Below are 8257 nucleotides of genomic sequence, written 5' to 3'. Positions count from 1 at the left end.
GGGGGGCGCGGGGCTGCGCGGGGGGGGGGGGGGCTCCGGGGGGGGCGGGGCCCACATTCCGGGGGGTTGTCTCCGGCGGCCGGGCGGGCGGGGGACCGCCCCCCCCCCCCCCCCCCCCCGCCCCCCCCCCCCCCCCCCCCCCCCCGCGATGAACGCCGATGCGGTGCGCCGCCTGCACAACCTTCCGCCGTCCGACAGCGAGGTGTTCGAGGGGCGCGAGGCGGAGCTGGCCGCGCTGGCCGCGCTCCCCGCGACGGGCACCGGCGTGGTGGCGCAGGCGGTGCGCGGCATGGGCGGCGTGGGCAAGTCGACGCTGGTGCAACGCTGGGCCCGCGCCCGACTCGACGCCGGGCGAGGGCCCGTGTGGTGGATCGTGGCGGAGAGCCCGGCCCAGGTGGTGGACGGCCTGGCCGGGCTCGCGGTCGCGGTGAGCCCGGTGCTCGCCGCGGTGCCGCTCGAGGAGGCCGCCGACTGGGCGGTCACCTGGCTCCAGGGCCGGGGTGACTGGCTGCTGGTCCTGGACAACGTCGAGGACCCCGAGCATGTGGCGCCCTGGCTCGGCCGGTTGGGAACGGGCCAGGTCATCGTGACCACCCGCCGCGACGCCCCCTGGCCGGGGGTGGGGACGGTGCTGCGCCTTGGGCGGCGACGCGGCGACCCTGCCGCGCATCCTGTCCCGCTGCGCGCCAACACCCCTGCCGCGGACGGTGCTTGACACCGCCCTGAGCACGCGGGACGCGGTGGACGAGGCCCTCGGCCTGCTCAACGCCTACGGCCTGATCACCCTGACCGACACCACGGTCACGGTGCACCGCCTGCTCCAGGCCGTCGTCCGCGCCACGACCTCGGCGCCACCGCGGCGTTCCCGCTGGTCACGGCTGTGGCGCCGCGGGGCGTCACCCGGGCCTGAGGCGATGGCCTTCGCCCTGCTGCTGCGCTCGGTGGAGGCGCACCAGCCGGGAGAGCACACCACCTGGCCGAACGCGCCGCGACCGTCACCGAGTCGGTCCGCGGACCGCACCACCCCGACACCGCCGCACGCCGGGACAGCCTCGCCGCGATACGGCAACACGCCGTCGGGGAATGACCTTCCGCGCCGGGGACGGGTCCCCTTCCCTCGTGGCTACCGTGGGGGGCAAACGGGCGAGGGCGAGGGGCGTGGCATGGCGCGTGGGGTCGTGGTCGACGACGAGACGGGGCAGCAGCTGGGCGTGGACGGGGTCGCCGAGCTGCTGGGGACGCTGCGTCCCGTGGACTGCCAGACGTGTGGCGAGGGGTTCGGGCGGTGGGAGAGGCCCGCGTTGTTCGTGCAGGTCGCCGAGGATGTCGACGGCGGGGACGCGTCGTTGCACCATCGGCGCTGCCGTGCGCCGTCGTGGGCGGAGGTCGGTCCCGGTGACCGGCCCACGCTGCCCGGCTTCCCCCATGCCACCTGGCGCGCGACCCTGTCCGTCCTGCCGACGGGGAACACCCCTGTCATGGTGGTCAACCCCTCCTGCGAGGTGGCCATCCTCCGCCGGAAGAACGGGCGTTGGCGGGTGGCGACGCTCGAACGTTACGCGGCGTACGGTCTCGGCACGGACCTGATGGACGGGGTGTTCGTCGTGCCGTCGCTGGCCCTGGTGGTCGCCGACGACCGGATCTCGGTGCGGATCACCCATGAGGGGAGCGTCGCGCACAGCTGGTCGGTGCCCGCGCCCACGCCCGAGATCCGGAAGGTGCTCGACGTGCGCGAGTGGCTGACCATCGCGGTGACCACCTCCGCCGACCCGCGCGCGCTCGGGCGCGCCAACCCCCTGCCCTCGCTGATCGCCGCGGGTGCCGTGCGGCTGGGCGCCGCGCGCGTCCTCTACACCGAGGAGGCCCAGCTCCCCCGGGCGTCGGACTTCGAGAAGCGGACGCGGGCCGAGATGATCGCGCTCACCGCGGAGTTCGCCCGTCGCTCGCTCGACGTCCAGGCCGACGACACGACGCTGCTGGCGGCGATCCAGTGCGCCCACGGGGAGACCGACCTCCTTCGGGCGCTCGACGACCCCGCCAAGCGGCTGGCGTCGCTGCTGGTCGTCCAGCTCTACGCGACCGGCGCGCGCTCCTCGGCCGGGCGGCCCAACCCCGGGGGCGGCGTGCACGTGATGTGCGCCGACGCGGCCGGGGCCGACGCCTACCGCGCCGACGCCGTCACCCTGGCCCGGCTGACCCAGGGCACCGTGGCCCGTCTTGTCCCCGAGCCGACGCGCGAACAGCTGGCGGAGGCGTATCTGGCCGACACCGTGATCGGCACGCCCGAGGAGTTCCGTGCAGCCTATGCCTTCTACCGCGACGACGCGGGCGACTGGGGCCTGCACCAGTCGCGCGGCAAGCTGGCCCTGGTCCGGGGAACCGACGCCCGGGACCGCGCGGGCGACCTGATCCACCGCTACCCCAGGGTCGTCGTGGTGTGAGGTCAAGAGGTCATGTTCTCCCGATACTTCACCTTGCGTTTCACATTCCCTCCATGAATTCCATGCGCCCTCCATGAGCTTCACGTGCACCCCGCGTGCGTCGTGTGCGCCCTGCTGTGAGGCGCTCTCGCTCAGTAGCGTCTGAGGGGATCCTCCGAGCCGCGGAGGACGCGCTCACCCAGCGCCCCACGGAGGTGCAATGAAACGCGCCAGGATCCTCGCCTTGACGGCCACCGCGATTCTCGTGGCCGGCACCGCCACCGCCGCCGCCCAGGGCGGCGGGAGCGGCCCCGCCCCCGACGTCAAAAGCACGCCCGGCGTCGCAGAGGTGGCGCCGTCAGCGGCTCACAACCAGTACTGGAGCACCCCCGTCACCATCACGCCGGGCTCGTCCGCGTTGGCGTCGGTGACCTGTCCCACCGGCCAGGTGCCCACCGGCGGCGGCGCCGGCACCAGCTCCTTCGACATCTACCTGCTCGACACCCGCCCCTCGGGCAACTCCTGGATCGCCTACGGGAAGAACACCGGCACCTTCGACCAGAGCCTGACGGCGTACGTCATCTGCACGGTGCCCTGACCCTGAGGGGTCCGTCCCCATCCGCACCGCCCGTCTGCCTCCGCCGACGGGCGGTGTCCTCATGCCGCCGGGAGCCTGATCCGGGCGGCCGCCGTGCCAAGGCCGGTGGGGCGCGAGGGCGGCGCCCATGGGCCGAAGGCGTGGCGGCGCAGGTCGGTCTCCCGGTAACGGCGGCAGTGGCGATGCCAGTTGAGGATGCCGACGAGCCAGCTCCGCAACTCGCGCACATAGCCGTCCAGGATCTCCCTGGCCTCCGCGTCCAGCGCGAAGTCGTCGTACATCACCGGGAACTCGTGGGCGGCGACATGCTGGAACTGGCTCATCCTGGACCGCATCAGGTCATCGATGATCCGCAGCCCCGCGGGATAGTCGCAGTCGAAGAAGTCCTGGACGACCAGCACGCCGTTGTGGATCTCGCCCTCGTACTCGATCTCCTTCTGGTACGAGAACACGTCGTTGAGCAGGCAGGCGTAGTCGGCCGCGGCGTTCTCCAGCGAGCGCATCGGACCGGCGTCGTAGACGGCCTCGGGCACGCGCTTGCCGTGTCCGAGGCGGCACAGCGCCATGGTGAGGTCGGAGCCGAACGTCAACCGCCGCATCTCCATGTAGTCGACCGGCTCGGGGATGCGGCCCTCCGTCTGGTTCTCCAGCTCCCACAGCCAGCTCTCCGTCATGACCACGATGGCCTCACGGAACCGGCGCCGCGCCCCCACGTCCATGGGCGTCGCCGTCCGCGTCCACAGGTCGGCGAGGGAACGCTCAAGGGGCGTGACCGGCGCGGGCGTGGCGGCGAGATCCTCGACGGGCATCAACGCCGCGAGGCGCGCCGTGCACAGCTTGGCCCCGGCGAGGTCGCGGGCGCGCCCGTACTGCACGGGGTAGAGGTCGTCGCCATAGGTGCCCCACGCCAACCAGGCGCTCGCGAGGTCCAGCTGATCGGGGGTGGCGTCCGGGTGCAGCCCGGCCGCGCACAGCGGCAGGTCGTAGTCGGCGAGCTTGTCCTCGTCCCACGGCGGCGCGTCGAGGATCCCGAAGCGCCGCGCCCATGTGGCCAGCCGCACCCGCGCCCCCTCCAGGTGCGGGCTGAGCCTCAGGGTGAACGGGATGTCGAACTCGGGCAGCAGCGAGGGCCCGACGCGCTGGTGGGGAACGTGCGTGAAACGTCGGACGCGGGCGGCCTCGGCGCGCGGCGTGGTGGCGACCCCGGCGACCCCGGGCACCGCGAGCGCGCCGGGCGCGGTGCCGAAGGAGCGGTTGGCCCGCTTGTTCATGTACCGGCTGGATCGCATGTGCCACTCGTGGCCGCCGGACTGCCAGTCCTGGAGCCCCTTCACATAGCGCGCCACGGAAGCGGCCCCTTCGCCGTCCACCCCCTTCTCGGCGAGGAGCGGCGGCAGCTCGGTGAGCGCGGTGTGCTCGAACTGCTGGAGCCGCGAGGTCAACAGGTCGTTGACGGCCTCGGCCGCCTGCTGGGTGGAGCAGCCGAGGAAAGTCTCGAGGACGAGGACGCCGTTGGACATCTCGCCCTCGTCGCCGACCTCGCGCTCGTAGGAGAACAGGTCGTTGCGCAGGTGGACGCCGTCGGAGAACGCGTCCCGCAGGACGCGCAACGGGCGGCTGTGCGCGATGACTTCGGGCACCTCGGCGCGCGCGGCGTACTCCACGAGCCCGGCCGACCAGGGCGCACCGCCGACCTTGCGGCGCATCTCGATGTACTCGACGGGGTTGGGCACGCGCCCGGCGTTGATGTTGGACAGCTCCCACAGCGACTCGTTCAGCAGGTTCGCCGTGGAGAGGGCGAACCTGCGGCGCCAGTCGAGCGACATGGCGGGCACCGTGCGCGCCCACAGGTCAGCGAGCCCGGCCTCGACCGGGTTCGTCGGCTCGGGAACGGCCGCCGCGTCGTCCATGGGCATGAACAGCGGCAGCCGGTCCAAGTACGCCTTGCCGCCCGGGCGGTCCTGGGTCCGCTTGAAGATCTCCAGGAAGTGGTCGTCGAAGAAGAAGACCCACACATACCAGTCCGTGACGAGGGACAGGTCGGGCCCGCTGGCGTCGGGGTGGGTGTAGGCACAGAGCAACGCGTAGTCGTGCGCGTCGAGATCGGCCCGGGTCCACACCCCGGACCCCTCAAGCATCCCCATCTCGGCGGCCCACCGCGCGGAGTGCTCGCGCGCCTCCTCCACGTGGGGATTGAGCCGCGCCGGGTACGGCACGTAGAACTCGGGGAGTTCGAAAGGCTGGCTGCTCATGTGAGGCTCCCGGCGAGACGTAACGTAGCGTGTTCGATCTACGCCCCAACGTTACCCTCAGCTACGCCCCCATCATCATGACCCAGCCCATTTTCACCCCTCCGAGTGAATCTTCCGCCCGAATTCCTCGGACGGAGTCAGCACGCCCGACTCGACCGTGCTCACATAGGCCCGCGTATAACCCACTGCCTTGGCGAGCTTGAGCTGCGTGAGCGTCAGTTCATGTGTCCGCACCATGCCCCCGCTGTGATGAGCCATGCGCCCACAAACACCCGACAACACCCAAGGACGAATCGCCGCGCCCGTCGAGCCGCGCCCGTTGAACGGACGCCCCGGCACCACGACACCACACGACCCCACACGCCACGACCCCACACGCCACGCCACGGAGCCGAGGCGGTGGCGATACCCGACACAAGGTGTCGGGTATCGGTGTCACGATCACCGCATGTCAACACCTCTCCACAGCAAGGTCGCGCTCGTCGCGGGGGCGACGCGCGGCGCGGGTCGCGGGATCGCGGTCGAGCTCGGCGCGGCCGGGGCCACCGTGTACGTCACGGGGCGCAGCACACGGAAGCAGCGCTCGGAGTACGACCGCCCCGAGACCATCGAGGACACCGCGGACCTGGTGACGGCGGCGGGCGGGCGCGGGATCGCCGTTCCCACGGACCACCTCGTTCCGTCGCAGGTCAAGGCGTTGGTCGAGCGCATCGACGCCGAGCAGGGCCGCCTCGACATCCTCGTGAACGACATCTGGGGCTCCGAGAACCTGTTCGCGTGGGACGCCCCCGTCTGGGAGCACGACCTCGACAACGGGCTGCGGCTGCTGCGGCTCGCGGTGGACACGCACGCGATCACCAGCCACCACGCGCTTCCGCTCCTCCTGCGCGACGAGGGCGGGCTCGTCGTCGAGATGACCGACGGCACCGCGGCGTACAACCGGGACACCTACCGCAACTCGTTCTTCTACGACATCGCCAAGGCCACCGTTCTGCGCATGGCGTTCGCGCTGGGCCACGAGCTGGGGCCGCGTGGCGCCACGGCCGTCGCGCTGACGCCGGGGTGGATGCGGTCGGAGCTGATGCTCGATCACTTCGGGGTGACCGAGGAGACATGGCGCGACGCGCTGGAGCGCGAGCCGCACTTCTGCATGTCGGAGAGCCCGTCGTACGTGGGACGCGCGGTCGCCGCGCTGGCCGCCGACCCGGGCGTCGCCCGCTGGAACGGGCGGTCGTTGTCCAGCGGGCAGGCCGCGTCGGAGTACGGCTTCACGGATCTCGACGGCAGCCGCCCCGACTTCTGGCGCTACCTGGTGGAGGTGCAGGATCCGGGCAAGCCCGCGGACGCGACGGGCTACCGCTGACGTCAACGGGCGGCGGGGCTGGCGGAGTTCGGCGACGCGCTCCCTTTTCGGACGGATGCTCGACCCCGAGAATCCGACCGAACGCCACATCGTTGGACCACAGGAGCGCCGGATGACCTCTTCGCCCCGTCGTCTGTCCCGCCGTGGTCTCCTGGGGGCCTCGGCCGTCCTCGGCGCGGCCACGGCCCGTGCGACGGGCGGCCCGAGGGCCGTGGGGCGTGCGGCGGGCGCCGCCGCCGCGAGCGAGGTCGTGCCCATCGACTGGGGCGGTCTCGGCTCGTACGACGCGCGGGACGCACCCGCAACCTGATCCGCACGCTCGCCGCCCGGCACACGGCGAACAACGCGGACGCCGCCACCCGTTGGGGCGGTGGCTGGCAGACCGCGCTGTGGGCGTACTACACCGCTCTCGCCGCCTGGCTGTTCTGGGACGAGCTGGACGCCGCCGAGCGTGGCCACGTCGCCGCGATGGCGGCCTGGGAGGCGGACCGGCTGACCACGGGCGACGACGTCCACCTGGTCGGGACCAGCGGTCACCAGCTCTACGAGCGGCGCCGCGACGGGACCGTGGTGACGCCGGGCGACAGCAAGGCCGAGGAGAACAGCTGGAGCGCCGCCGTGCTCTCGCTGGCCGAGATCATGATCCCGGGCCATCCGCACGCCGAGGCGTGGCAGCGCCGCAACGTCGAGCTGCTGATCGCCGCCGCGGCCTGCCCCGCCGACCTCACGGGCGGCGAAACGATCAACGGCATCGAGCTGTCCCGCTGGCTGCGGGGCACGAACATCGCCGACGACGGCACCCTCGACAACCACGACCGCCTTCACCCGCTCTACATGGTCTCCTTCGACCAGAGCGTCTACCAGGGCTTTGTCCACGGCCTCGCGGACCGCGTCGCGCCCCGCGCCGCCCTGCACAACATCACCCGGGTCTACTCCGCGCTGGTCGACAAGCCCTTCCCGGCCGACGACGGCACGACGACGACGATCTACCAGCCGGGCTCCGGCGAGATCCACTACCCCGAGGGCAACGACGGGGGCACTCACTTCCCCTTCTACTTCGGCAACTTCGACCTCCTGGTGTCCCTCACCGCCCAGGACACGGGCATCGACCCGGCCGCCGCCGTGTGGGAGCGGCTGCACAACGAGGAGCAGCTCAGGCTGATGGACCGCTTCACGGACGGGCGGACGTACGACGCGCCGGGGGAGAACACGTACTACGGCCGCGAGCACCGCATCGGCGCGATGGCGGGGCAGGCGTTCCTCACACTGTTCGTGGCGCGGAACGACACGGAGAACAGGCTGCGTTTCTCCTAGCACGCTTCCCGCGTGTGTCCGCGCTCGGCGTAGGCGTACGCTTCCGCGACCTGTTCGAGCGGGTAGGTCCGCTCGACGCGCGGTGTGTAGCGGCCTTGCCGACCGAGTTCGCCCGCTTCGGCGAGGAGCGTGGAGTCGTTCTCCGCGTCGGCCGGACGCACCCCCAGGCGACGCGCGTTGGCGTGGTCGGCGACCGTCGACACGCGGGCGGGGTCGCCCACGATCGCGACGAGATCGGCCAGGGACCCGGGGGCCGCGACGCGGACGCGGATCTCGCCGGGCCCGGGACGGGGGTCAGGCACCTGCTCGA

The 8257-nt window shown here is 72.3% G+C and carries 8 protein-coding genes and 1 pseudogene; 6 read left to right on the top strand and 3 right to left on the bottom strand.

The annotated features are described in order from the left end of the window. The first annotated feature begins 148 nt into the window (after positions 1 to 148). From D7318_RS05570 to D7318_RS05560, 3 genes are all read left to right on the top strand, one after another. Positions 149 to 715 carry a hypothetical protein gene (locus D7318_RS05570; RefSeq protein WP_120745055.1) on the top strand — a complete coding sequence of 189 codons (567 nt, stop codon included), beginning with the start codon at positions 149 to 151 and terminating at the stop codon, positions 713 to 715. After that, positions 708 to 2441, top strand: a complete 1734-nt coding sequence (locus D7318_RS05565) for a hypothetical protein (RefSeq protein ID WP_147437623.1) — start codon at positions 708 to 710, stop codon at positions 2439 to 2441. Before D7318_RS05570 ends, D7318_RS05565 begins: the two co-directional genes overlap by 8 nt. Before the next feature lie 199 nt (positions 2442 to 2640). Then, positions 2641 to 3018 carry a hypothetical protein gene (locus tag D7318_RS05560; RefSeq protein WP_120695675.1) on the top strand — a complete coding sequence of 126 codons (378 nt, stop codon included), beginning with the start codon at positions 2641 to 2643 and terminating at the stop codon, positions 3016 to 3018. 59 nt (positions 3019 to 3077) lie between these two features. On the opposite strand, the gene D7318_RS05555 is transcribed toward D7318_RS05560, so the two are convergent. Both D7318_RS05555 and D7318_RS05550 read right to left on the bottom strand, forming a co-directional pair. Continuing rightward, a complete protein-coding gene (locus D7318_RS05555) occupies positions 3078 to 5270 on the bottom strand; it encodes a terpene synthase family protein (protein ID WP_120695674.1) in 2193 nt (730 codons plus the stop codon). A gap of 93 nt (positions 5271 to 5363) precedes the next feature. Further along, a complete protein-coding gene (locus tag D7318_RS05550; RefSeq protein WP_230423399.1) occupies positions 5364 to 5507 on the bottom strand; it encodes a helix-turn-helix domain-containing protein in 144 nt (47 codons plus the stop codon). A gap of 211 nt (positions 5508 to 5718) precedes the next feature. Between D7318_RS05550 and D7318_RS05545 the strand changes: the two genes are divergently transcribed. The 3 genes from D7318_RS05545 (at position 5719) to D7318_RS05540 (ending at position 7947) form a co-directional block, all read left to right on the top strand. Continuing rightward, positions 5719 to 6633 carry an SDR family oxidoreductase gene (locus tag D7318_RS05545; RefSeq protein WP_120695672.1) on the top strand — a complete coding sequence of 305 codons (915 nt, stop codon included), beginning with the start codon at positions 5719 to 5721 and terminating at the stop codon, positions 6631 to 6633. Between the two features lie 112 nt (positions 6634 to 6745). Then, positions 6746 to 6943 (top strand): hypothetical protein, encoded by a 198-nt coding sequence (locus D7318_RS33690; RefSeq protein WP_230423375.1) that lies wholly within the window; start codon positions 6746 to 6748, stop codon positions 6941 to 6943. A 158-nt stretch (positions 6944 to 7101) separates the two neighbouring features. Further along, positions 7102 to 7947 (top strand): hypothetical protein, encoded by an 846-nt coding sequence (locus tag D7318_RS05540; protein WP_230423374.1) that lies wholly within the window; start codon positions 7102 to 7104, stop codon positions 7945 to 7947. On the opposite strand, the pseudogene D7318_RS05535 reads toward D7318_RS05540, so the two are convergent. Next, positions 7944 to 8204: pseudogene (locus tag D7318_RS05535) on the bottom strand (zinc-binding dehydrogenase); the annotation flags it as partial. The gene D7318_RS05540 and the pseudogene D7318_RS05535 sit on opposite strands and share 4 nt — an antisense overlap. Between the last annotated feature and the right edge of the window lie 53 nt (positions 8205 to 8257).

The organism is Streptomyces radicis, assembly GCF_003626575.1.
Taxonomy (GTDB): Bacteria; Actinomycetota; Actinomycetes; order Streptomycetales; family Streptomycetaceae; genus Streptomyces; species Streptomyces radicis.
This window is presented reverse-complemented; position numbering and strand designations above follow the sequence as displayed.

Excerpts from the sequence above, each read along its gene's own strand:
- D7318_RS05545 (WP_120695672.1), top strand. The coding sequence starts at position 5,719 with ATGTCAACACCTCTCCACAGCAAGGTCGCGCTCGTCGCGGGGGCGACG.
- D7318_RS33690 (WP_230423375.1), top strand. The coding sequence starts at position 6,746 with ATGACCTCTTCGCCCCGTCGTCTGTCCCGCCGTGGTCTCCTGGGGGCC.
- D7318_RS05555 (WP_120695674.1), bottom strand. The coding sequence starts at position 5,270 with ATGAGCAGCCAGCCTTTCGAACTCCCCGAGTTCTACGTGCCGTACCCG.
- D7318_RS05550 (WP_230423399.1), bottom strand. The coding sequence starts at position 5,507 with ATGGTGCGGACACATGAACTGACGCTCACGCAGCTCAAGCTCGCCAAG.
- D7318_RS05540 (WP_230423374.1), top strand. The coding sequence starts at position 7,102 with ATGGCGGCCTGGGAGGCGGACCGGCTGACCACGGGCGACGACGTCCAC.
- D7318_RS05560 (WP_120695675.1), top strand. The coding sequence starts at position 2,641 with ATGAAACGCGCCAGGATCCTCGCCTTGACGGCCACCGCGATTCTCGTG.
- D7318_RS05570 (WP_120745055.1), top strand. The coding sequence starts at position 149 with ATGAACGCCGATGCGGTGCGCCGCCTGCACAACCTTCCGCCGTCCGAC.